This window comes from Spirillospora sp. NPDC047418 (assembly GCF_040643275.1).
Lineage (GTDB): Bacteria > Actinomycetota > Actinomycetes > Streptosporangiales > Streptosporangiaceae > Spirillospora.
On record NZ_JBEYTW010000049.1, the window covers coordinates 18,878 to 41,661 of the forward strand.

The window sequence follows — 22,784 nt, forward strand, 5'->3', positions numbered from 1 at the left end:
CAGCCCCCGGACATCAGGCGAACTGGTGGGTGGTGCCCACCGGCCAGCCCGGGTCGCCCCGCCGGACGAAGCCGCTCCAGGCGCCGCGTACCCGGCGGACCAGGTCGGCGGGCGCGGCGCCGTCGAGCATGGGCGCGTCGCGCCAGGCGGCCGCGGTTCCCAGGGTGAACGGCAGTTCGATGCAGTGGCAGGCACCGTAGGCGCTGCGCGGCGGGTGCCAGTCGAAGCGGTACAGCCACGGCGCCGCGCCGGCGTCGGCGAGCGATCGCGCCAGGCCCAGCATCGGTTCGCGGAACAGCTGGTCGGTGGCCATGTCGATGGCGATCCGCGCCGTGGTCCGGCCGTCCGGTGCCGCGCGGCCCGGGTCGCCGAACCAGTCGGCGGCGATGCCCGCCAGATCTTCCGGGGCGAGTGCCGCCACCTGGTCGTTGCGCGCGAAGAACGCCGCCGCCTCGTCGCGGCTGGTGCCCATCAGCAGTGCGGTGCCGTCGGCGCCGCGCACGCCGACCTCGCGCACCGGGTCCGCCGCCACCAGATCCCCGTCGGCGACGAGCTGGAACGGCGGGACGGCGCTGAGCGGGACGGCGGTGCGGCGGGCGACGGCGCCCTGGGCGGCCAACAGGCCGGCGACCGGGACGTCCGCGAGCCGGTCGGCGCGGTCCGGCTCGATGCCCAGTTCGTCCAGCAGGAGGCGGCTCGTGCGCTCGGCCTCGTCCGGCGGGGCGGGGAGCATGCCGGCGGGGGCGCTCTGCAGGATCGCGCGCCGGAACAGCCCCCGCGCCCGCCCGCCGGAGAGCAGCGCCAGGATGGACTGGGCACCCGCGGACTGCCCGGACACCGTGACGTTGCCGGGGTCGCCGCCGAAGGCCGCGATGTTGTCGCGGATCCAGTGCAGCGCGGCCAGCTGGTCGAGCAGCCCGAGATTGCCGTCGCTCACTCCGGGCAGGCGGAGGAACCCGAGCGCGCCGAGGCGGTAGTTGAGGGTCACCACCACCATGTCGCCGCTCGCGGCCAGCTCCGCCCCGTCGTACCAGTCCAGTCCGCCGGAGCCGCTCATGAAGCCGCCGCCGTGCACGAACACCAGGACCGGACGGCCCTCGCCGGGCGGTGCCCATACGTTCAGGTAGAGGCACTGCTCGGCCTGCGGCGTCCGGAAGGCGCCCATCACGCGTTCCAGCCGGGAGGGGTGCTGCGGTGCGGCCGGGCCGGGCGCGGCGGCGTCCCGCACGCCGGGCCGCGGCGGCACCGGCCGGGGCGGGGCGAACCGGTCGGCGAGCACGTAGGGGATGCCGCGGAAGGCGGTGACCGGGCCGGCGGGGACGCCGCGGACGCGGCCCGCGGCCGTCTCGGCGATCATCGGGCGGTGAAGAGCAGCGCGGCGCCGTGGGCGTCGCGGGCGGACACGGTGAAGCCTCCGTCGACGGCGCGGGTCGCTGTGCCGCCGTTCTCGACGATCGTGCGCGCGGCGGCGACGTCGTCGACCGCGACGGTCATCGCGGCCAGGTAGGACTCAGCCGGGACGGGCTCGCCGGGCAGCACCTCCTCCGCCCGCGAGGCCCGGACGAGTTCCAGGCGCCCGGCCGCCAGCTCCAGCACTGTGCGCGGTCCGTGCATCCGGGGCTCGGTCCGCAGGATGCGGGCGTACCGGGCGATGACCGCGTCGGCCGCGCCGTCGTCGACCACGATCAGCACCGCCTCCAGGGCGCGCGCGCCGTTGGGATGCCGCAGGTAGCGCGGCTGGTGGACGTACTCGCGGGTGAGGTGCTGCGCGATCCCCACGTACGCCTCGGGGGTCGTGCGGGGGTCGAGGTGCAGGGCGCGGGCCCGCATGGTGCGGGTCCCGTCCTCGGTGTCCACGTCGCGTTCCAGGTCGAGGACGCCGGAGGTGCGCAGCCCGCCGGCGGTCAGCCGCCGGTCGGTGGCCACGGCGTCGCCGGTGTCGAAGTTCAGCAGCCGGAACCCCGCGTAGTCGGCGATCATCGCCTTGGTGCGCCAGGGGTCGGGCGCCGACTCGTCCACGATGCCCAGCAGTTCGATGTACGCGCCGCCGAAGAGCGCGCACCGGTTGGCCGTGCATCCCGGAACCGGCGGCTCGCCGGGACGCTCGTTCAGCAGGTGCCGTGAACGGGGGCTCAGGGTGAACCCGAAGGAGAGGTAGGTGCGCTCCAGCGCGTCCAGGTCGCGGGTCACGATGCCGGCGTGGTGGAAACCGCGGATGTCGTGCTTGTCGTCTGCCATACGGGGATGCTGCGACGGCGGCCGTCGCCCCGTCCCCCGCGGGCGCCGGAGACGCCGCGATCCGACGTCGAACTACCATGGGCGGGTGGATTCGGTCATCCTCGACCCGGTCGACCTGCGGCTGCTGCACGCGCTCCATCTCGACGGGCGTGCCCCCTTCAGCACGATCGCGGGCGTCCTCGACGTGTCCGACCGGACGGTGGCCCGCCGCTTCGCCCGGCTGCGCGCCGCCGGCGCCGCCCGCGTCACCGCCGTCGTCGACACGCGCGGCCTCGGCCACGCCGAGTGGCTCGTGCGCCTGCGCGTGCCGCCCGCCGCCGCCGGCGCACTGGCCCGGTCGCTGGCGCGGCGGCCCGACACCGCGTGGGTGACCGTGCTGTCGAGCGGCACCGAGGTCATCTGCATCCTGCGCGCGCCCGCCGGACGGCCCGCTCCGCTCGCGGCGCTGACCCGGCACCCGCAGATCCTCGATGTGCGGGCGGACCGGCTGCTGCGCCACCTGATGGACCGCCGCTGGTTCGGCCGGACGTCGGCGCTCACGGCCGAGCAGGTCTGCGCGCTCGCGCCGCCGACGGCCCCCGCCGGCGCCGCGCCGGTCGTCCTCGGCGACCTCGACCGGCGGCTGCTGCCCGCCCTCGCCGCCGACGGCCGCGCCGCCTACCCGAGCCTCGCGCGCCACGTCGGCTGGTCGGAATCGGCGGTCCGCCGCAGGCTGGAGGCTCTGTGCCGGTCCGGCGCGCTGCACTTCGACGTGGAGGTCGACCCGGCGCTGCTCGGCTTCTCGGCCCAGTGCCTGCTCTGGCTGACCGTCGTCCCGTCCCGGCTCACCGCCATCGCGCGGGCCCTGGCGGGCGACCCCGAAGCGGCCTTCGTCGGCGCGACCACCGGACCGCACAACCTTCTCGCCATCGCCGTCTGCCGCGACGAGGACGCCCTCTACGCCTACCTCGCCGACCGGATCGGGACGCTGGACGGCGTCGAGCGCGTGGAGACCGCCCCGATCACGTCCTACAGCAAGCGCGTCGCCCCCGCGGCCTGACCCCGCCGCCCGCACCGGCGGTAGGCTGCCGGATCTCCGGCGGCATCGGGACGATTGGGGACACCTCATGGCTGCGCATTCCGCCTGGCTCGGCGAGCGGCGGCACTGCTGGATGAGGGTGTCGAGCTTCCGGGACGTACCGGGGTTCGGCGAGCTGCCCCAGGGCCGGGGGCAGGGCGGTGAGCTTGCGCAGGGCGTCCGGGCGCGGCTGTTCCGGGGCGGGGTGCTGATCGCCGAGGACCTCCGCGCCGGCGCGCTGATCAGGGAGAAGGTCATCGGGACGCGGCTGGAGGCGCGGGCGGCGATCGGCCAGTTCCGCAAGGTCGCGGTGGCGGCCGGGCACGGCGAGGTCCGCGTGGACGACCAGTACGAGTTCTACACGCGCGCGGAGCCGTCGGTGGGGTGCTGGTCCGTGCCGGGCGAGCGGGAGCAGCCGCTCGGGCGGGCGACGGTGCGCGGCGCGGCCGGCGATCCGCTGGCGGGGCCGGGCGCGCAGGTCGAGGGCGGCGAGGGACGCCTGCGGGCGGGCGACCGAGTGCGGGTCGTGCGCGGCGGCCGGCCGGTGGCCGACGCGCTGCGGCTGATCCTTCTGACCGATGCCACCGGACGGCCGCTGGACGAGTTGGCGGCGGGCGGGCACGGAACGCTCTACCTCGGGCATCCCGACCTGCGCGACGGGGACACCGTCCTCGCCTACGCCGTGCCCGCCCCGGAGTCGACGGAGGAGCGGACGCCCACGCTCAGCGTCACCGCCCTGGAGTCCACCGGGTCGGTGATCCGGTGCATGGTCCTGCCGACCAGGAGTTACGTGCTGACCGCGGACCCCGTCGAGGGGCTCGCGGTGGGGCACCGGGCGCGCGTCCTGCGCGACGGGACCGTCATCGCCGACGGGCTGACGATCCGCAGCGTGGTCGCGCAGGGGCTGCTGGAGCAGTCGCTCCGATCCGACTCCAACACGAAGATCAGGGTCGCCGTCGACTTCCCCGACCTGCGGGTGCGGGACTGGATCGAGCCCTACCGGGTCGTGCCGACGCCGGTGTGACCGGCAGCGCGAAGGCCCGCCGCGCGGTGCGCGGCGGGCCTTTTGCGGAGCGGGGGTCAGGCGAGGCCGGACTTCTTCAGCCAGTCTTCGGCGACCTTCTCCTGGTCGTCCTTGTCGATGGCGATGCGCTTCATCATGTCCAGGAGATCCTGGGTGGTGAGCTTGGCGGAGACGCCGTTCAGGGCCGCCTTCGCCTGGTCGTTCACCGCCTCCTTGTTGACCAGCGGCGTGACGTTCTGGGCGCTGAAGACGTTCTCGGGGTCTTCGAGGACGACCAGCTTGTTCTGCTGGATGGTCGGGTCGGTGGTGAACAGGTCGGCGGCCTGGATCTTGTTCTCGGTGAGGAGCTTCACCAGGGTGGCCTGCGCGCCGGCGTCGAACGGCTGGAACTTCTTGAACTCCAGGCCGTAGACCTTCTCCAGGCCGACCAGGCCCTGCTGGCGGGTCTTGAACTCCGACGGCCCGGCGATGGTGAGGTCCTTGGCGACCGGCTTGAGGTCGGCGATGGACTTCAGGTTGTACTTGGCGGCCGTCTGCGGGTTGACGGTGACGGAGTCCTTGTCCTCGGCGGCGGCCGAGTCGAGGATCTCCACCGACGGCGGCAGCTTCGCCTTGAGGGCGGCGTTGATCTCCTCGGTGGTCGCGGCCGTGCTGTTCTTGTCGACCGACGTGGTCAGCAGGGCGCCGTTGTACTCGGGCATCACGCTGATGCCGCCCTTGACGACCTGGTCGTAGTAGATCTCCCGGGCGCCGATGTCGAACTTGCGGGTGACCTTGATGTCCTTGGCCTCGAGGGCCTGGGCGTAGATCTCGGCGAGCAGGTTGCTCTCGGGGAAGTTGGCGCCGCCGACGGTGATCGTGCCGCTCTTGCCGCCGCCGGAGAGCGGGTTCTTGTCGTCGCCGGAGTCTCCGCCGCCGCAGGCCGACAGCGCCAGGACGGCCGCGAGGCCGATCGCCGCGCCACGGATGAGTTTCTTCATGGTCGTTGTCCTTCGGTCAGGAGGAACGGGCGGAGCCGAGCAGCCCCGGCGAGATCACGACGCGGCGCAGCGCCGCGAAGACGAGCTGGACGATCAGGGCCAGCAGCACGACGAGCACGGTCCCGCCGATGACGAGCTGGTAGTCGTTGCGGGCCAGCCCGTCGATGATGTAGCGGCCGAGGCCGCCGAACCCCGGGTAGGCGGCGATGGTGGCGGTGGCGACGACCTGGATCGCGGACGTGCGCAGCCCGAGCAGGATCAGCGGCAGCGCCATCGGCAGCTCCGCGTGCCACAGCACGCCCCAGCCGGTCATGCCCATGCCGCGCGCCGCGTCCTTCGCGTCGGCGTCGACCCCGCGGATGCCCTCGTAGGTGTTCACCAGGATCGGCGGGACGGCCAGCGCCACCAGCGCGATCAGCACCGGCGTGATGCTGTACTCGATCACGACGATGAACAGGATGAGCCCGAACGTGGGGATGGCGCGGGCGAAGTTCGCGAGGGTGATCGCCAGGAAGCCGCCGCGGCCGGTGTGGCCGATCAGCAGGCCGAGCGCCAGCCCGATCACGGCGGCGGCCAGCAGCGACACGCCGCTGTAGTAGAGGTGCTGGAGCAGCCGGTGCGGGATGCCGTCGGCGCCGTGCCACTGGGACGAGGCGGTCAGCCAGCTCCAGAACAGGTCGAACTGGTTCCACAGGCCGTTCACGCGGACGCTCCCCTGGCTCGGGCCCACGGGGTGAGCAGGCGCTGGACCAGGACGAGGAGCGCGTCCGTCGCGAGGGCCAGCAGGATGATCAGGGCCGTCGCGGCGACGATCTGCGTCTGGAACTGGAGCTGGTAGCCGCGGATGATGTCGGCGCCGAGCCCGCCCTGCCCGATCAGCTGGCCGACGGCGACGAGGCTGATGGACGAGACGGCGGCGACCCGCGTCCCGGCGATGACGATCGGCACCGCGATCGGCAGCTCGACCTGCAGCAGCCGGCGCAGCGGCCCGAACCCCATCGCGGTGGCCGCCTGCCGGACGGGCTCGGACACCGACGCCAGCCCGTCCACCACGTTCGGGACGAGCACCGACAGGCTGTAGAGGGTCAGCGGGATCATGACCGTGGCCGGGTTGAGGCCCGTGTAGTCGATGAACAGCATGAACAGCGCGAGCGACGGGATCGCGTACATCACGTTCGCGAGCGTCAGCGCCGGCGGGTACAGCCAGCTCCAGCGGCGGCACAGCACGCCGACCGGCAGCGAGATGAGCAGCCCGAACAGCACCGGCAGCAGCGCGAGCCGCAGGTGCAGGACGGCGTGCTCGCCGAGCGAGTCGGTGTGCTCGCCGATCCAGCCCCAGTCGATGTCCATCAGCCGCCCTCCTTCGCGAGGGACGGCGCGCCCGTGTCGCCGGCCGCGCCGGCGCCGGGTTCGACGTCGCGGCCGGAGCGGGCGATGGCGGCGCTCAGGTCCTGCTGGTCGGCGACGCCCACGAGGCGCCCGCCGGAGTCGACGCTCACGGCGCGGCCGGACGGCGACAGGATCGCGGCGTCCAGCGCGGCCCGGACGGAGTCGGTCTCGACGTCGAAGGTGTGCCCGATCGGCGCGAGCCGCGCGTCCCCCAGCACGCCGGACGGCGGCAGGACGTCCGCCGAGGCCCAGCCCAGCGGGCGCCGCTCGCCGTCCAGGACCAGCACCCAGCCCTCCGCGGGCGCCTCCGACACGGGCGTGCCGGACGGCAGGACGTCCCGCTCGTTCAGCGGCACCGACGAGGACGGGACGAACGACAGCCGCCGGATGCCGCGGTCGTGCCCGATGAAGCCGGCGACGAAGTCGCTCGCCGGGCGGGCCAGCAGGTCCTCGGGGCTGTCGACCTGGACGAGCTTGCCGCCGGTCTCGAACACCGCGATCCGGTCGCCGAGCTTGATGGCCTCGTCGATGTCGTGGGTGACGAACACGATCGTCTTGTGCAGTTCGTCCTGGAGGCGGAGGAACTCGTCCTGCAGCACGCCGCGGACGACGGGGTCGACGGCGCTGAACGGCTCGTCCATCAGCATGATCGGCGGGTCGGCGGCGAGCGCCCGCGCGACGCCGACGCGCTGCTGCTGGCCGCCGGACAGCTGGAACGGGTAGCGCCTGGCCATCGACGGCTCCAGCCCGACCCGCTCCATCAGCTCCAGTGCCCGCTCCCGCGCCTTCTTCTTGTTCCAGCCGACCAGGTAGGGGACGGTGGCGATGTTGTCCTGGACGGTGCGGTGCGGGAACAGCCCGGCGTGCTGGATGACGTAGCCGATGCCGCGCCGCAGCTCGGCGGGCTTGCGCTCGCGGACGTCCTGCCCGTCGATGAGGACCCGGCCGGAGGTGGGGTCGACCATCCGGTTGATGGTCCGCAGCGCCGTGGTCTTGCCGCCGCCGGACGTGCCGACGAACACCGTGATGCGGCCCGTGGGGCATTCGAGGCTGACATCGTCCAGGGCGACGGTGCCGCCCGGGTAGCGCTTGGTGACGCCCTCAAAGGTGATCAACGATTCACGTCCTCGTTGGGCGCCCGTGACGCCGATGATCGATTCCGGCCTACTACCCAACCGTAACCAATGGGTACGGTCACCTCGGTGTCCCAGCTTGTCCGGAACGTGAGATGTTGAGCATAACTACCGGTAAAACGGGGAAAGTAGCGCTGCCGGGTGGAGAACAGCCGAATCGTTATCGACGGGACCTCGCTCACCTGCGCCCAGGTGGTGCGCGCCGCCCGCGAAGATGTGACAGTTGCCATAGCCCCGGACGGTGCCGATCGGGCCCGCGCCGCCTGGCGCGCCGCCCGCGAGATCGCCGCGTCGCAGCCGGTGTACGGGCGGACCACCGGGGTCGGCGCCAACCGCGTCGTGGACGTCGAATGGGAGGACGCCGACGCGCACGGCCTGCGCCTGCTGCGCAGCCACGCCGCCGGGGCCGGGCCGCTGGTCGCGCCGGAGATCGTCCGGGCGATGCTGACCGTCCGGCTGAACCAGATCGCGGCGGGCGGGTCGGGGGTGGAGCCGGGCGCGCTGCAGGCCCTCGCGGACGTCCTCAATCTGGGTCTCCTTCCCCCGGTGCCGGTGTACGGGGCGATCGGCACCGGCGACCTGACGGCGCTCGCGTCGACCGCGCTGTGCCTGCTCGGCGAGCGGCCGTGGCTGGCCGACCCGGAGGAGGCGCCGCCGCGCGGCCCCGGCTACCGGCTGCAGTCCGCCGACGCGCTCGCGTTCATCAGCTCCAACGCCGCGACGCTCGGTGAGGCGGCGCTCGCGGTCGCCGACCTGCGGGAGATGCTGCGCGCGTCCACGGTCGTCGCGGCGCTGTCGCACTTCGCCGTCCGGGGGTCGGGCGAGCCGTACGCGCAGCCGGTGCAGGACGCCTGCCCGCACCCCGGCCAGCAGGACGCGGCGGCGGCGATGCGGGCGCTGCTCGCCTTCGACCAGCCCGCGCCGATGCGCATCCAGGACCCCTACGGGTACCGGGCGTTCCCGCAGGTGCACGGGCCGGCGCTGGAGGCGGCCGGCCACGCCGAGCGGGTCGTCGCCCGCGAGATCAACGCCGCCGCCGAGAACCCGCTGGTCGACGCCGCCGGCCGGACGGTCTGGCACAACGGCAACTTCCACACCGCCTACGTCGGCCTCGCGCTCGACTCGGCCCGCGCCGCGCTGTTCCAGACGATGGCGCTCGCCGCCGCCCGGCTCGGGACGCTCGCCGAGCCGTCGTTCACCGGCCTCTACCCCTTCCAGGGCGCCACCGAGGCGTCGTCGGGGATCATGATCCTGGAGTACGTGGCGCACTCGTGCCTCGCCGACGTCCGGCGCCTGGCGACCCCGGCGGCGCTCGGCAGCGCGGTCCTGTCGCGGGGCGTCGAGGAGCACGCGGGCTTCTCCACCCAGTCGGCGCGAGCCACGACCGACGCCGTCGCCGCCTACCGGCTCGGGCTCGGCTGCGAGCTGGTCGCCGCCGTCCGGGCGCTGCGGATGCAGGGGCGCGCGCCGTCCGGCGGGCCGCTGCGGGCGGCGGTCGACATGGCCGGCGGCGTCCTCGACCCGCGCGTCGAGGACCGGCCGCTCGACACCGACATCGCGGCGGCGGCGGACCTCCTGCCCCGGCTGGCCCGGCTGCATCCGTAGCGCCCCTACCCGGGCGCGCCGCCCGTGGACGCGCGGACGCGCAGCGACGGCTCGCGCACCACGCGGCGCTTGCGCGGCTTGCCGTCGATGACGTCGACGACGAGCCGGACGGCGGAGTGCACGATGCCGTCGATGTCCCAGTCGACGGTGGTGAGCGGCGGGGTGAGCAGCGCCGACATCGGATGGTTGTCGTAGCCGCAGACCGCCACGTCGCCGGGCACGGCGAGCCCCAGCTCGCGCGTCGCGGCGTAGACCCCGTAGGCGATGGAGTCGGCGAAGCAGAACACGGCGGACGGGCGGCCTGGGCCGCCGAGCACCCGCAGCGCGACCTCGGTGGCCGCGCCGAGGGACTGCGGCACGACCACGACGTCCACCCGCAGCCCCAGCCGCTCGGCCTCGGCGTTGACGTGCACGTCGGCGGGGCGGTCGGGGGTGCTCGCCCGCGTCGGGGTGAACACGGTGACGCGCTGGTGCCCGAGGCCGTGCAGGTGCTCCAGCGCGAGCGTGACGCCGCGCCGGTTGTCGAACACGACCTCGCCCTGCGCCTGCCCGCCGTGGAGCGCGTCGCCGATGGACACGACCGGGACCGCCGCGGCCAGCTCCGACCACAGCGCGGCGGACGGGTCGAGCGGCTGCACGATCAGGCCGTCGACCCGCTGGTCGCGGAGCCGGCGGGCGAGCGCCAGCTCCCGCTCGGGATCGCCGCCCGCGTCCACGATGAGGGCGTAGCGGTCGCGGGCGAGCAGCGCCCGGCCGATGGCGACGGCGAGGGACTGCTGCCAGTAGTCCTCCAGGGAGCCGCACAGCAGCCCGACCTGGCCGGTGCGGCCGCTGGCGAGGGCGCGCGCGATCGGGTGGGCCTCGTAGCCGAGCTCGTCCGCCGCGGCGCGGACCCGCTCCTGCGTCTCCTCCGAGGTCTGGATGCCGCGCAGCGCGTACGACACCGCGGCAGGCGACAAACCGGTCGCCTGCGCCACTTCTCGGATGGTCGCGCGCTTGCGCTTCTCCGACATCCCTCCAACCCTAGAGCCCGCCGCCGACAGAACAACGGAGCCGCCCTTGACGGAAGGACGACTGAAGCGGTTCACTGAAACGGTTTACTGATGCGGTTCAGTCCCCTCTGCGCTGCGGATTCTCCGCGCCCGGAACCGCGTCCGGCAACTGAAACGGAAAGGAATGGAACCGTGTCTTCGGAGGTCCTGCCCCGCGCCGCCGGCTTCGAGAACCTGCCCGGCCGCCCCCTCGACGAGCGCGAACTGCGGGAGCTGGTCGACGACCTGGCCGGGCGGCCCGGCCTGTGGCGGCAGCACGTCGCGTTCCCCGAGGGGCGCCGCCACTACGCGTCCCTCCACCGGGACGAGCACGTCGACGTCTGGCTGCTGTGCTGGACGCCGGAGAACGACACCGGATGGCACGACCACGACGTGTCCTCCGGCGCCGTCCGCGTCGTCGCCGGGGCCATCGAGGAGAACAACCCGCGCATGGGCGGCGAGCCGCGGCGGACGGTGGTCACCGAGGGCGAGTCGTTCGCCTTCGGCCCCGACCACATCCACCGGCTCACCGGCGTCGAGGACGCGAGCGTGTCGATCCACGCCTACTCGCCGCCGCTGTGGCGCCTCGGCCAGTACTCCCTCGACGAGTCGGGCGTGATGCGGCGCCTCTCGGTGAGCTACACCGACGAGCTGCGGCCGCCGGACGACCCCGCCTGACCTGACGGGACCGTTCCAGTCGTGGAGCCTCCGGCGGGCCCGACCGGGGGATGCGGGCCCGCCGGAGGGAGGGCGTTCGGCCGATGCCCGCTCACATCGGCCGAACGCTCACATTTCCTTCAGCGCCGGCCCTGCCGAGAACGTCACACAGGTGTAGGAGTACGGCGGCGGGCGAGCCACCGGTCGGTCACCGCGCACACGGCGACGGCAACGGCGAAGGCGGTGCCCGCCGCCCTGAGAAGGCCCGCTTCGTAATAGGTGTCCGTCACCAACTGGAGGGCGGCGTACCCGGCCGCGGCCCCTACAAGGAGTGCCGCCGCCGTCTGCGCCGCCCACACGGCCATGCGCGCCGTGCCGGTGCCCGAGAGCGTCTCCCGCAGGGCGCATGTCGCGGCGGCCAGGCAGATGGTCAGGCCGGCGGCCGCGGCGATGAGCGGTGTGCCGAAGTTCACGCCGTACCGGACTGCCAGGGCCGGGACGAAGAAGAGCAGCAGCGCCCACCGCAGACCGGCGACCACGGACGACAGCGCGATACCGGCTTCACCGTCCGGAAGGCGGGACGAGGCTGCGCGCGCGCCCACGAGAACGCAGAGCGCGACGAGCGCGCTCGGCAGACGTCCGCCCAGATGGCCGAGGTTGTAGAGCAGGGCGGTGTCGTACACGAACAGGACGAGGTGCCCCAAGGCCCAGGTGGATACGGCGAAGAGAAGCATCTGCGCAAACGAAGCACGCTCGGAGTCGCCCTCTTCCTGCCTGGCCAACCACTGGAGGAGGAAGGGTGTGAGCACAGCTGAGCACACCCGGATGACGATGTCGTCCACCGTGTAGGGGTTGTGCAGGTCCCACTCCACCACGCAGAAGACGAACGTGTAGGACAGCGACGCCGCCCACACCAGCCATGAACCCGCCAGGCGCCGGTACAGGCCGCGATCCAGCCAGCGGAGAACCGTTACGTAGGCGAGGAGGGCGAACGGCAGTTCAAGGAACGCCTGCACCCGCAGCAGGGACGGTGCGAGCAGTTCGGGCTTGGGGAAGTGCTCGGCCAGGCCACGCATGGCCGAACCGTCCGCGAGGGCGAAATACCCCTCCGGCAGGTACGCGCCGATGAAGGACGCGTCACCGTCGTGGACGCGCAGCATGTAGACGGTGAAGAGCACCTGGTTGACGTACACGAGCCCGACCACCAGGGCGAGGAACGTCTCCGGACGGGCCCACCGACGGGCCCGGCGGGCCGCACCGGGTTCACCTGCGCGCCGCGTCGACCGGGGTGCGCACACGAGGCTGATCAGCGTTGAGATCAGCACCGCGCCATCCACCATGATCGGCAAATCTAGAGGGTTCCGCCCGGCGCCGCATGGGCTCCAGCGAAGCGCGCAGGCGGGCGCGCATCCAGACCGCCCCCGGACGCTCGACCAGCCGGTGGACGGCGTACGCGCCGAGCAGCGACGCTGCGAGCACCAGTGCCAGCGCCGTCCACCGGCCGGCGGACGGGTACAGCGCGTCCAGCAGCGGCAGCGCCAGCTGCGAGTGCACGAGGTAGAGCGGATACGTGAGCCCCCCCAGGACCGTCAGCCGGGACCACCGCAGCCGCCGCAGCCGGCCGGTCGCCACCAGGATCATCACCGCGAAGATCCCGGTGATGACGGCGCTGACCGCGATCTCGTTCGCGCCCCGGAAGACGTGCTCGGCCCGCCAGGCGCCCCAGTGCAGCGCGATCAGGTACGACACGGCCACGTATCCCCACAGGAGCAGCGTCGGCCCGAACTTGTGGATCATGTAGAGCGCCATGCCCGCGATGAAGTAGCAGCTCCACGTCGGGATCAGCATCACCTGGAGCAGGTCGTTGCCGGCCTCGTCGGCGTACACCCCGGCGAACAGCCAGACCGCCATGAAGACGAGGCACGACCGGTAGGTGATGCCGATGCTCGCCAGCACGGCGACGAGCACGTAGAAGTGGAGCTCGACCCAGAGCGTCCAGTAGACGGCGTCCACGTTCCGCAGGCCGAGCCCGCCCTGCAGCATGGTCAGGTTCGGCAGGACGAGGCCCGGCACACCGTTCCCCTGCCGGAACAGCGCGTACACGACCGCGCCCAGCAGCACGCTCGCCCAGTACGCCGGCATCAGCCGGACGAGCCGCGACACCCCGAACTCGCCCGGCCCGCGCCCCCACGCGCTCATCAGGATCACGAACCCGCTGATCACGAAGAACAGGTCGACGCCGAGGTACCCGAACCGGGTGACCGCCGCGATCTCGGGGAACACCTCGCGCGCGGGCGACGGCCACGGCCCGGCGCCGCCGAAGCCCGTGAAGTGGTACAGCACCACCGCCAGCGCCGCCGCGAAGCGCAGCAGGTCGAGTTCGCTCAGCCGTTCCCGCCCGGTCATCGTCACCGCGGCACCCTCCCGCCCCCGGGTTTCCCGCCGCGATCCGCGAGGTGAGCCCGCGGTGAACGGACGATGTAGACCGCGACGAGCCCCGGCGAGGGCGGCGAATCAGTAATATGCAGGGTGCATCCCCTGGAACTTTTTGGGTGGTCCTCCATGACATCTCGCCGCGGCCGACGCGGCGCGGCGACTTTCGTGCTGTGCCTCTGCCTGGTGGCGGTCCTGCCGGCCACCGGCTGCTCCGTGCTCGCGGGTTCGGTGCACAAGCCGGCCGCGGCCGACGGCCCGGGGAGCGGGCCCGCCAAGGGCGCCGTCAAGGGCTCCGCGAAGGACGCGGAGGCCCGCAGGGCCCCGTCCGTGGTGATGTTCCTCGGCGACAGCTACACGGTCGGCGACCGGGGCGTCCAGCCGGAGTCGACGTACGCGTCCGCGACCGCGCGGCTGTTCGGCTGGCAGGTCGTCGTCGGCGGCCGCTCCGGCACCGGGTACGTCGTGAAGGGGCGCGGGCCGCAGGCGTTCCTCGGCCTGTTCGAGAGCCAGCTCGGCTGGCGCCCCGCGCCGGACATGCTGATCGTGTCCGGCGGCCACAACGACTGGCGGGTCCCGGCGCCGCAGGTCGCGGCGGCGGCGCACCTGCTGCTCGAACGCGCCCGGCAGCGCTGGCCCGGCACGCACATCGTGCTGCTCGGGCCGCTGTGGGGGACGGGCTCCCCGGTGCCGGGGGCGATCGCGGTCCGGGACGCGCTGAAGGGCCTCGCCGGGCAGCTCGGCGTCCCGTTCATCGACCCGATCGGCGAGAAGTGGATCACCGGCGACCGGCCGGCGGGCACCGGCAACGCGGCGTACTTCATCAAGGCCGACCGGACCCATCCGACCCCGGCGGGCCACCGGTACGTGGCGACCCGCCTGGCCGCGGACATCAAGCGGCTGGGCCTCGCCCACCCGGTCCGGAAGGGCTGAGCCCGCCCGGTCCGGAGGAGCCGGCGCTCAGCCGGCGGGGCGGGCGAGGGTGAGGGAGAAGTCGCCGTTCCCGTCCGTCCAGAACTCGGCGATCTCCATGCCGGCCGCGCCGAGTTCGGCCGCGAGGCGCTCGCGGCGGAACTTGGCGGAGATCTCGGTACGCATCTCCTCCCCCGCCGCGAACGACACGGCGAGGTCGAGCCCACCGACGCGGACGTCCTGGTCGCGCGTGGACCGCAGCCGCATCTCGATCCACTCCTCCGCCGCGTTCCAGGCGGCGACGTGCTCGAACGCCTCCGGGTCGAAGTCGGCGTCCAGTTCCCGGTTGATGACATAGAGGACGTTGCGGTTGAACTCGGCGGTGATGCCGGCCGCGTCGTCGTAGGCGCGGACGAGGCGCCCCTCGTCCTTGACGAGGTCGGCGCCGAGCAGCAGGAAGTCGCCGTCGTCCATGGTGGCGCGGACGCCGCCGAGGAACCCGATCCGCTCGGCGGGCGGCATGTTGCCGATCGTCCCGCCGAGGAAGGCGATGAGCCGCCGCTCGCCGCCGGGCAGCAGCGGCAGGTGCTGCTCGTAGTCGGCGGCGACGGCCCGGACGGCCAGGCCCGGGTGGTCGGCGGCGATCCCGGCGGCGGCCTCGTCGAGGAACTCGCCGCTCACGTCCACCGGCACGTAGGAGCGGAGCGTGCCGGCGAGGGCGTCGAGCAGCAGGCGGGTCTTCTCCCCCGATCCGGCGCCGAGTTCGAGCAGGGTCCGGGCGCCGGTGGCCGCGGCGATGCCGGGCGCGTGCGCGGCGAGGATCTCCCGCTCGCGCCGCGTCGGGTAGTACTCCGCCAGCTTGGTGATCTCCTCGAAGAGCGCGCTGCCGCGTTCGTCGTAGAACCACTTGGGCGGCAGGGTCTTGGGTGTGCCGGTGAGCCCCGCCCGGACGTCCTGGCGGAGCGTCTTGGCGAGGTCGTCGGCGGTCAGGAACCGATCCACGGGTGGTTCTCCTTCACAGGGAGGCGATGCGGACGCCGGTGCCGGGTCCGGTGGTGACGAGGGAGCGGTCGGGCACCCGCCGCCAGCCGGGGGTGCCGTCGAGGGGCTCGGACGCGATCTGGACCGCGTCCCCGTCCTCCCGGACGAACAGGGAGTCGCCCCAGGTCGTGGCGGCCAGGGCGGTGCCGTCGGAGGCGAGCAGGTTGTAGCGGCCGGGGGCGAGCGCGGTGATCGCGGTGACGACGGCGGCGAGGCCGTCGCCGAGCGGCTGGCCGTCCCGCCAGTGCCGGACGGCGAGCGCGAACAGCGGCGCCGAGTCGACCGGGGCACGGGCGTCGGGCACCCCTTCGCCGAACGACTGGACGACGTCGCCGGCCATCTCGCGGAGCTTGGCCTCGACGCCGCCGAAGCCCTCGACGATGCCGTTGTGGCTGAACAGCCAGCGCCCGGCGCGGAACGGCTGGGCGCACGACTCGTCCACGGGGAACCCGGCGGTCGCCGACCGGATCGCCGCGACCGCGCAGGACGCCCGGACGGCTCCGGCGACCTCGCGGAACGACTGGTCGGTCCACAGGGGCTGGGCGCGGCGGAACCGGACGGGCGCGCCGTCCTGGTACCAGCCGACGCCGAACCCGTCGGCGTTCAGCAGGTTGCCCTGCGTCATGCGCGGCGCGTACGCCTGGGTCTCCAGCGAGTGCTCGCCGTCGTAGACGAGCGAGTGCAGGGTCCGCTCAGGCCCGAGGTAGCCGAGGTGGCGGCACATTCAGTGGACCTCCCCCGGGGTGCGGGCGCAGCGGAAACCGGAGAAGATCTGCCGCCGGACGGGGTAGTCCCAGTTGCGGAACGATCCGCGTACGGCGAGCGGGTGCGTCGCCCAGGAACCGCCCCTCAGCACCTTGTAGTCGGGGCCGAAGAAGACCTCCGAGTACTCCTTGTAGGGGAAGGAGCGGAAGCCGGGGTAGCCGTGGAAGTCGGTCGACGTCCACTCCCACACGTCCCCTAGGAGGCGCCTCACTCCGTAGGCCGAGGCACCCGACGCGTAGGAGCCGGCATCGGACGGGTGCAGCGTGCGCTGCCCGAGGTTCGCGCGTCCCTCCTCGTACACCTCGCCCCAGGGGTAGCGCCTTGAGTGCTGCGTGGCGGGGTCCCAGCGGGCTGCCTTCTCCCATTCGGCCTCGGTCGGCAGCCGCTTGCCGGCCCACCGCGCGTAGGCGTCGGCCTCGTACCAGCACACGTGCTGGACGGACTCGCCGGGCGGGACGGGTTCCGTCCGTCCGAACCGGCGCCGCATCCACTGCCCTCCCTCCCTCGTCCAAAAGGCGGGGGCGCGTTTGCCGCTGCTGTTGCGCCAGTCCCATCCGGCGGGGTCCCACCAGCGCGGGTCGTCGTATCCGCCCGCCTCCATGAAGGCGATGTAGGCGGCGTTGGACACCGGCTCCGCGTCGATGTAGTACGCAGGCAGGTCGACGAGGTGTACGGGACGTTCGTTGTCGTACGCCCACGGGTCGTCCGAGGTACCCATCAGGAAGGGGCCCGCCTCGATGAGCACCTCGTCCGCCACGGCGGCTCCGGCGGGCTTCTGCAGTGGCTCGGCCAAGGGGTCGAGCAACGCGGGAGCGCCCTGGCGCAGCTGATGGGTGGCGAGCATGGTCTCGTCGTGCATGTGCTCGTGCTGGACGACCATCCCGTACACAAACCCGCCCGACGTGAGCGGATTCGCCGTGTCGAACCGCGCGGACCCCAGCGAGTCGAGGACCTTGGCGCGGACCGTGCCGATGTAGGAGCGGGCCTCGTCCGGTGCCAGGAGCGGCAGTGCCGGGCGCTCCGCGCGCGGATGCTCGAACGCGTCGTACAGGTCGTCGATCTCCGGGCGCATCGCCTCCCGGCCCGCCGCCGCGCGCAGCAGCCACAGTTCCTCGTAGTTGCCGATGTGGGCGAGGTCCCACACGAGCGGCGACATCAGCGGCGACACCTGCGCGGTGAGGTCGTCCACGGCGAGGACGTCGGTGGTGAGGCCGAAGCTGCGGTCCCGCGCCGCGCCCAGTTCGCCGGCGATGAGTTCCTTGAGCGCGTCCTCGTCATGCGTGTCGATGCCGTGCATGTCGGTCGGGCCCGGGGAGTCCGTCAGGGCCATGTCTGTTCCTCCTCGGACAGGGGTGATGGTGCGTCGTCGGCGGGGCTGCGGCCCCGGTCGACGTAGCGGCGGGCGTACTCCTCGACCACCGGGACGAGCCCGGACGCGCCGAGCCGCGGCAGCGCGTCGAGGGCGGCGGTGAAGCAGGCCCGCGCGGCGGCGGCGAGCGGCGCGTCCGACAGCCCGCGGCGGGCCGCCTCCGCCCACCGCTCGGCGACCGGCTCGACGGCGGCCTCGGCGGCGCGGGACGCGGCCGGGTCGTCCAGCAGCGCGGTCGCGACCGCGACGGGGACGGCCCAGTACCGGCCGGGCGGCGCGTCGATCATCCGCAGCTCCAGCCAGCCGCGCGGCCGGACCGGCGGGAACAGCGTGGACAGGTGGTAGGCCAGGTCGTCCTCGCCGGGCTCGCCCTTGGCGAGCCACTCCAGGAACGACATGCCCGGGTCGGACACCCACGCGCCGTCGGCAGTGTGGACGAGCATGACCCGGGCGTCGAGCGCGTACCGCGTCCACGCCTCGGCCGGGTCGCCGTCCGCGCCGTCGCGCAGGACGGGCAGGGTGCGGCACGGGTCGAGCTCGGTCCAGATGCCCTGCCGGGACGAGCGCATCCCGGTGCGGCGGCCGGCCCGCAGCGGCGAGTTGGCGAACGCGGCGACCAGCACCGGCCCGAGCGCGTGCGCGAGCCGCCAGCGGCGGGACGCGTCCGGGTCGTCGGCGCCGATGTCCAGGTTCACCTGGACGGACGCGGTCGAGCACATCATCGCCAGGCCCGCGTCGGGGAAGCCGCCGGCGCGGAAGTAGTCGCGCATGCACGCGTAGCGGGGATGGTCGGCCTGGAAGCGGGGCCGCCGGACGGGGTCGACGCCGTGCCCGGCGAGCGCCAGCCCGTCCGCGCCGAGCGCGTCGCGCACGTGCGCGATGTCGCGGCCGAGCGCGCCGTGCAGCGCGCCGAGCCCGCGGAAGGGCGCGGAGCTGAGTTCCAGCTGCCCGCCCGGCTCGTAGGTGATCTTGCTTCCGGCGGCCGGGGGGCCGGCCCGGTCGACGAGCGCGCGCACCCGCCGGGCCGGGACGTGCGCGGCCGCGTCGGCGGCGTCGACCACGAACCACTCGGTCTCGGCACCCACCGTCCCGGGCGGGCCGGTCTTGAAGCAGACACCGCGAATGTGCTGGTAGACACTATCAACCGTCAGGCGCGTCACCGTTGACTCCTCGGGTAAATCGACAACGAGTTCGAATCCTTCCCTGCTGAACCGCATCAGGAATCCGCCGATTTTCGGGAACTTCCTTAAATCTCCGTGAACATCACCGTCCGCAGGGACCCCGGCTACCTTCCGTGCTATTCGACATACCGTCCGATCTCGGACTTCTCAGGCATGGACCTGAAGCGCTAGAGTCCCGTTGATCTGCTGTATGAACCATTTGTCAGCCGACCAGTCGGACGGCCGGACGAGGCGGGCGGGAACGGGAGGGCACATGCGCGGGGACCTGGGCTCGCTGTACGACGCGCACGCCGACCGCCTGTACGCGTACTGCTGGTCGCTCGTCGGCGACCAGCTGGCGGCGGCGGCCGTCGGCGACACCTTCAACGCGGCCGTGCACCAGCCGCCGCGCGGCGACAGCGTGCTCTGGCTGTACGCGCTGTCCCGGACGGCCTGCGCCGAGCGCGGCGCCTTCACCGGCGAGCTCGCCGTCCAGGGCGGGATGCTGTTCGCCGACCCGGACCCGCTGCTGCGCGCCGCCGGCGGGCTGCGCTCCGACCACCGCGAGGTCCTGCTGCTGTGGGCGGGCGAATGGCTCGAACCCCACGACATCGCCCGCGTCCTCGGTATCGCCCCCGACACCGTCCTGCAGCTGCTCGCCGCCGCGCGGACGCGGCTGGAGCGGGCCGTCCTCGACCTCCTCATGCGCGGCACCACCGAGCCGCAGCTCGACCTGATCGCCGCGTTCGAGAAGGGCCGGCTGCCGCGGCTGCTGGCCCGCCGCGCCCCGGCGCACGCGCCCGGCTGGCTGCGCGACCGCGTCCTGGCCGCCTGCGAGGAGGAGGCCACCCGGCCGCTGCCGAGCGTCGCCGCGCCGAGCCCGCTCGTCGTCATCGGCGGGGAGCGCAGGGAGCGTCCGAAGCGCGGCATCTCGGGCGGCATGTCCAAGGGCCTCGGCGCCGCCGCGGGCGTCGCCGCGTCGGCCGCCGCCGTCATCGGGCTGCTCGTCTCCTGGCCGACGGCCAAGGGCGGCGGCAGCGCCTCGATGGTGCCGTCGGCGAGCGAGGGCCAGACGCACCCGGCGTCCGCGCAGACCAGCGGCGTCCCGCAGAACCCGCTGCCCGGCCGCACCGGGGCCGAGCGGTCGACGGGCGGTTCGCCGAGCCCGTCCGGGAACCCGGTGACCAGCGCCTACGACGACCCGCCGCAGCAGGCGGGCGGTACCCCGGGCGGGACGGCGCCCGCGCCGCCCGCGACGTCGCCCGCCGGCAAGCCGTCTCCGGACAAGAAGCCCGTGTCGGACACGCCGTCGCGGCCGGAGGCGCCGTCCACCACGCCGGACGACCCGGGGACGACTCCCCCGGCGACCACACCGCCGCCGTCCACCGACCCGGCGACGCCGCCGGACGACGGCTCGACGCCGCCCGCCACGCCGCCGACGGATCCCCCGTCGACCCCGCCCGCGGACGGCTCCGGGACGGCGAGCCCGAGCCCGACCGCCAACCCCGCCCCGGAGCCGGGGCAGGGCTGACAGCGCGTCAGGCGCCCGCGACCCGTCCGGGCCGCGCGGTGCCGGCGGCAGCGGTGCCGGCGGCGGGCACCACCGCGCGGCGGCGTTCCAGCAGCAGGAGCAGCCCGCCGATCAGCGCGCCGGCGAGCATCGCGGTCAGATGCCCGACGGCGGCGACCCGCAGCGCGAGCAGGCCGTCCAGCAGGACGGGCACGAGCGCGCACCAGCCGGCCAGCGCCAGCAGCCGCCGCACCCGCCCGCGCCCGTACAGGAACGCCGCGACGAGCGCCGCGCACAGCACGTAGGACGGGCCGACGTCCGGGATCGTGCGGATCGAGTCCGACAGCAGCCCCGCCTCCAGCCGCACGAGCACGATGCCCTGGCTGACCAGCGTGCCGAGGACGTGCGAGGCGGCGACGAGCACCACGGCCCGCAGGTTCCCGAACCGGCGGGTGAGCGGGAACAGCCCGATCGCCGCCGCGACCATCAGCACGCCCTGCGCCCCCTCGGCGACGAACGCCGACGCGACCATCGTCCCGACCGGGTCGACCGCGAGGTTGGCCAGGTTGGTGCTGGCCCAGGCGATCAGCGCGTGCCGGGCGTGCGGCGGCAGGACGAGGGCCTGCACCGTCCACACGGCGGCGAACAGCCCGAGGAACGTCAGCGGCATCGCGTACCGCCTCGCGAACGCGGCCGGCCCACCCGCACCCATCACACCGGCAGCCTAACCCGGCGCCCTCAGACGGCCGCGGCGCCGTCGACCGGGGCGTTGCCGCGCCGCACGAGCAGCGCCGCGAGGACGGCGACGAGCGCGACCGCCGCCGCGACGCTCAGCGACTCCTGGAAGCCGTCCATGAACGCGAGGTGGCTTCCGGTGGTGATGGCGTCCGCGGTCTGGTCCGGTGTGCCGGGCGGGACGGGCGCGACGCCCTGCGACACGAGCCCGCCGGCGCCCTCCAGCTGCTGGGCCGCGGGCGCGGGGACGCCCGCGCCGGTCAGCCGCCCGAACAGCACGTCGCCGACCCTGGTGGACAGCAGCACACCCAGCACCGACGTGCCGAGGACGCCGCCGACCTGCGAGGCGGTCTGCTGCAAGCCGCCCGCGACGCCCGCGAGGTGGGCGGGCGCGTTGCCGACGATGGCCTCGGTCCCGGCGACGAGGACCATCCCGAACGCCAGGCCGATGAGGATGAACCACGGCCAGAGCTGCACGTAGGCGGCGTCCACCCCGATCCGGGACAGGCCGAACATCGCGACGGCGGTGAAGACCATCCCGAGGACGAGCGGCAGCCGCGGGCCGAACCTGCTGGTCAGCGCGCCCGCGATCGGGGACGCGACGATGAACACGGCGGTCATCGGCAGCAGCCGGACGCCGGCGTCCACCGGGCTCATGCCGTGCACCTGTTGCAGGTAGAGGGTGAGGAAGAAGATCGTCCCGAACATCGCGAAGAAGCCGAGGACGATGAGCCCGGTCGCCGCCGACAGCGACACCGAGCGGAACAGGCCGAGCGGCAGCAGCGGGCTCTCCACCCACTGCTCGTTCCAGACGAACACGGCGAACAGCACGGCGGACGCGACGAACGAGACCAGCGGGACGGCGTCCCCGAACCCGTTCTCACCGGCCTTGATCAGGCCCCAGACCAGGGCGAACAGCGCGCCGCTGAGCAGCGCGACGCCGCTCAGGTCGAACGAGCCGGCGGCCTGCTCGTCCCGCGACTCGCGGATCACCCAGAAGCCGACCAGCAGCGCGACCAGCCCGAGCGGGGCGTTGAGGAAGAACACCGACTCCCAGTTGACGTTCTCGACCAGCAGGCCCGCGACGATCGGGCCGCCCGCGATGGAGACGCCGAGCGTGCCGCCCCAGACGCCGATCGCGGTGTTGAGCCGCTCGGCGGGGAAGGTGTTGCGCAGGATGGCGAGGCTGGCGGGCTGCAGCAGCGCCCCCGCGAAGCCCTGCACGACCCGCCAGAAGATCACCATGCCGAGCCCGCCGGACAGCCCGATCAGCACCGAGGAGACGGCGAACCCGATGACTCCGGCGAGGAACGTCCGCTTGCGCCCGAACCGGTCGGCGATCTTCCCGGCGGGGATCAGCGTGACGGCGAGCGCCAGCAGGTAGGCGTTGGTCACCCACTGCAGGCCGGACAGGCTCGCGTCCAGGTCCTTGGCGATCGCAGGGTTGGCGATGGACACGACGGTCGCGTCCAGGCCGACCATCATCACGCCGAGTGCGACGGCGGCGAGGGTGAGCCATGGATGCCCGTGCCCGCGCCTCGATGGTCGGGCACGGGTCCGGTCGCGCGGCGGGACGTCGGCGGCGCCGCTCTCCAGGATGTCGGCGCCTTGGGAATGAGTCATCTGCGACCTCCGGCTTGGTAGGGGTTCAAAGTGTCATGGCATGACACTTGTCGTCAACTGCCTGAGGTCACACAAGGACAGGATTCAGCTTACGACAGAATTCGCCGTCCGCCACTTGGCGT

20 protein-coding genes and 1 pseudogene are annotated in these 22,784 nt (G+C 73.5%); 6 read left to right on the forward strand and 15 right to left on the reverse strand.

Annotated elements, in window-relative coordinates:
• Window positions 1-13 precede the first annotated feature (13 nt).
• Together ABZ806_RS26940 and ABZ806_RS26945 are read right to left on the reverse strand one after the other, a co-directional pair.
• Window positions 14-1,357 (reverse strand): carboxylesterase family protein, encoded by a 1,344-nt coding sequence (locus tag ABZ806_RS26940; protein ID WP_500220181.1) that lies wholly within the window; start codon window positions 1,355-1,357, stop codon window positions 14-16.
• Entirely contained in the window at window positions 1,354-2,238 is an 885-nt protein-coding gene (locus tag ABZ806_RS26945; protein ID WP_500220182.1) for a VOC family protein, read from the reverse strand. Before ABZ806_RS26945 ends, ABZ806_RS26940 begins: the two co-directional genes overlap by 4 nt.
• 85 nt (window positions 2,239-2,323) lie before the next feature.
• On the opposite strand from ABZ806_RS26945, the gene ABZ806_RS26950 reads away from it, so the two are divergent.
• Both ABZ806_RS26950 and ABZ806_RS26955 read left to right on the forward strand, forming a co-directional pair.
• Window positions 2,324-3,277 carry an Lrp/AsnC family transcriptional regulator gene (locus tag ABZ806_RS26950; RefSeq protein ID WP_500220183.1) on the forward strand — a complete coding sequence of 318 codons (954 nt, stop codon included), beginning with the start codon at window positions 2,324-2,326 and terminating at the stop codon, window positions 3,275-3,277.
• A 67-nt stretch (window positions 3,278-3,344) separates the two neighbouring features.
• A complete protein-coding gene (locus ABZ806_RS26955) occupies window positions 3,345-4,319 on the forward strand; it encodes a hypothetical protein (protein ID WP_500220184.1) in 975 nt (324 codons plus the stop codon).
• Between the two features lie 56 nt (window positions 4,320-4,375).
• On the opposite strand, the gene ABZ806_RS26960 is transcribed toward ABZ806_RS26955, so the two are convergent.
• Genes ABZ806_RS26960 through ABZ806_RS26975 form a run of 4 tightly spaced genes read right to left on the reverse strand, consistent with a single transcriptional unit; the run spans window position 4,376 to window position 7,803 of the window.
• Window positions 4,376-5,299 carry an ABC transporter substrate-binding protein gene (locus ABZ806_RS26960; protein WP_500220185.1) on the reverse strand — a complete coding sequence of 308 codons (924 nt, stop codon included), beginning with the start codon at window positions 5,297-5,299 and terminating at the stop codon, window positions 4,376-4,378.
• A 16-nt stretch (window positions 5,300-5,315) separates the two neighbouring features.
• A complete protein-coding gene (locus ABZ806_RS26965) occupies window positions 5,316-6,002 on the reverse strand; it encodes an ABC transporter permease (protein ID WP_500220186.1) in 687 nt (228 codons plus the stop codon).
• Window positions 5,999-6,649 carry an ABC transporter permease gene (locus ABZ806_RS26970; RefSeq protein WP_500220187.1) on the reverse strand — a complete coding sequence of 217 codons (651 nt, stop codon included), beginning with the start codon at window positions 6,647-6,649 and terminating at the stop codon, window positions 5,999-6,001. Before ABZ806_RS26970 ends, ABZ806_RS26965 begins: the two co-directional genes overlap by 4 nt.
• A complete protein-coding gene (locus ABZ806_RS26975) occupies window positions 6,649-7,803 on the reverse strand; it encodes an ABC transporter ATP-binding protein (RefSeq protein WP_500220188.1) in 1,155 nt (384 codons plus the stop codon). The genes ABZ806_RS26970 and ABZ806_RS26975 overlap by 1 nt, the downstream gene beginning before the upstream one ends.
• Window positions 7,804-7,962: 159 nt before the next feature.
• Between ABZ806_RS26975 and ABZ806_RS26980 the strand changes: the two genes are divergently transcribed.
• Window positions 7,963-9,426, forward strand: a complete 1,464-nt coding sequence (locus ABZ806_RS26980; protein ID WP_500220189.1) for an aromatic amino acid ammonia-lyase — start codon at window positions 7,963-7,965, stop codon at window positions 9,424-9,426.
• A 5-nt stretch (window positions 9,427-9,431) separates the two neighbouring features.
• Here ABZ806_RS26980 and ABZ806_RS26985 read toward each other — a convergent pair whose 3' ends face one another.
• On the reverse strand, window positions 9,432-10,439 hold the full coding sequence (locus ABZ806_RS26985; RefSeq protein ID WP_500220190.1) for a LacI family DNA-binding transcriptional regulator: 1,008 nt from the start codon (window positions 10,437-10,439) through the stop codon (window positions 9,432-9,434).
• Between the two features lie 171 nt (window positions 10,440-10,610).
• Here ABZ806_RS26985 and ABZ806_RS26990 point away from each other — a divergent pair, with 171 nt between their 5' ends.
• Entirely contained in the window at window positions 10,611-11,135 is a 525-nt protein-coding gene (locus tag ABZ806_RS26990) for a cysteine dioxygenase (RefSeq protein ID WP_500220191.1), read from the forward strand.
• 143 nt (window positions 11,136-11,278) lie between these two features.
• Here the strand turns inward: ABZ806_RS26990 and ABZ806_RS26995 are convergent, their stop codons facing one another.
• Window positions 11,279-12,454, reverse strand: coding sequence for a hypothetical protein (locus tag ABZ806_RS26995; protein ID WP_500220192.1), 1,176 nt, complete (start codon window positions 12,452-12,454; stop codon window positions 11,279-11,281).
• Window positions 12,378-13,520: an acyltransferase family protein gene (locus ABZ806_RS27000; RefSeq protein ID WP_500220217.1), complete on the reverse strand. Its 1,143-nt coding sequence runs from the start codon at window positions 13,518-13,520 to the stop codon at window positions 12,378-12,380. Before ABZ806_RS27000 ends, ABZ806_RS26995 begins: the two co-directional genes overlap by 77 nt.
• A gap of 156 nt (window positions 13,521-13,676) precedes the next feature.
• Here ABZ806_RS27000 and ABZ806_RS27005 point away from each other — a divergent pair, with 156 nt between their 5' ends.
• Complete coding sequence (locus tag ABZ806_RS27005) at window positions 13,677-14,480, forward strand: SGNH/GDSL hydrolase family protein (RefSeq protein ID WP_500220193.1); 804 nt, start codon at window positions 13,677-13,679, stop codon at window positions 14,478-14,480.
• Window positions 14,481-14,507: 27 nt separating this feature from the next.
• Here ABZ806_RS27005 and egtD read toward each other — a convergent pair whose 3' ends face one another.
• The 4 genes from egtD to egtA are packed head-to-tail and all read right to left on the reverse strand — an operon-like array spanning window position 14,508 to window position 18,794.
• Window positions 14,508-15,461 (reverse strand): L-histidine N(alpha)-methyltransferase, encoded by a 954-nt coding sequence (gene egtD / locus ABZ806_RS27010; protein ID WP_500220194.1) that lies wholly within the window; start codon window positions 15,459-15,461, stop codon window positions 14,508-14,510.
• A 13-nt stretch (window positions 15,462-15,474) separates the two neighbouring features.
• Window positions 15,475-16,224: an ergothioneine biosynthesis protein EgtC gene (gene egtC, locus ABZ806_RS27015; protein WP_500220195.1), complete on the reverse strand. Its 750-nt coding sequence runs from the start codon at window positions 16,222-16,224 to the stop codon at window positions 15,475-15,477.
• Entirely contained in the window at window positions 16,225-17,595 is a 1,371-nt protein-coding gene (egtB, locus tag ABZ806_RS27020) for an ergothioneine biosynthesis protein EgtB (RefSeq protein WP_500220196.1), read from the reverse strand.
• Window positions 17,586-18,794 (reverse strand): ergothioneine biosynthesis glutamate--cysteine ligase EgtA, encoded by a 1,209-nt coding sequence (egtA, locus tag ABZ806_RS27025; RefSeq protein ID WP_500220197.1) that lies wholly within the window; start codon window positions 18,792-18,794, stop codon window positions 17,586-17,588. Before egtA ends, egtB begins: the two co-directional genes overlap by 10 nt.
• A 274-nt stretch (window positions 18,795-19,068) precedes the next feature.
• Here egtA and ABZ806_RS27030 point away from each other — a divergent pair, with 274 nt between their 5' ends.
• A complete protein-coding gene (locus ABZ806_RS27030) occupies window positions 19,069-20,325 on the forward strand; it encodes an RNA polymerase sigma factor (protein ID WP_500220198.1) in 1,257 nt (418 codons plus the stop codon).
• Window positions 20,326-20,332: 7 nt separating this feature from the next.
• On the opposite strand, the gene ABZ806_RS27035 is transcribed toward ABZ806_RS27030, so the two are convergent.
• Window positions 20,333-21,016 (reverse strand): rhomboid-like protein, encoded by a 684-nt coding sequence (locus ABZ806_RS27035; protein WP_500220218.1) that lies wholly within the window; start codon window positions 21,014-21,016, stop codon window positions 20,333-20,335.
• 10 nt (window positions 21,017-21,026) lie between these two features.
• A pseudogene (locus ABZ806_RS27040) lies at window positions 21,027-22,635 on the reverse strand (MFS transporter); the annotation flags it as partial.
• Between the last annotated feature and the right edge of the window lie 149 nt (window positions 22,636-22,784).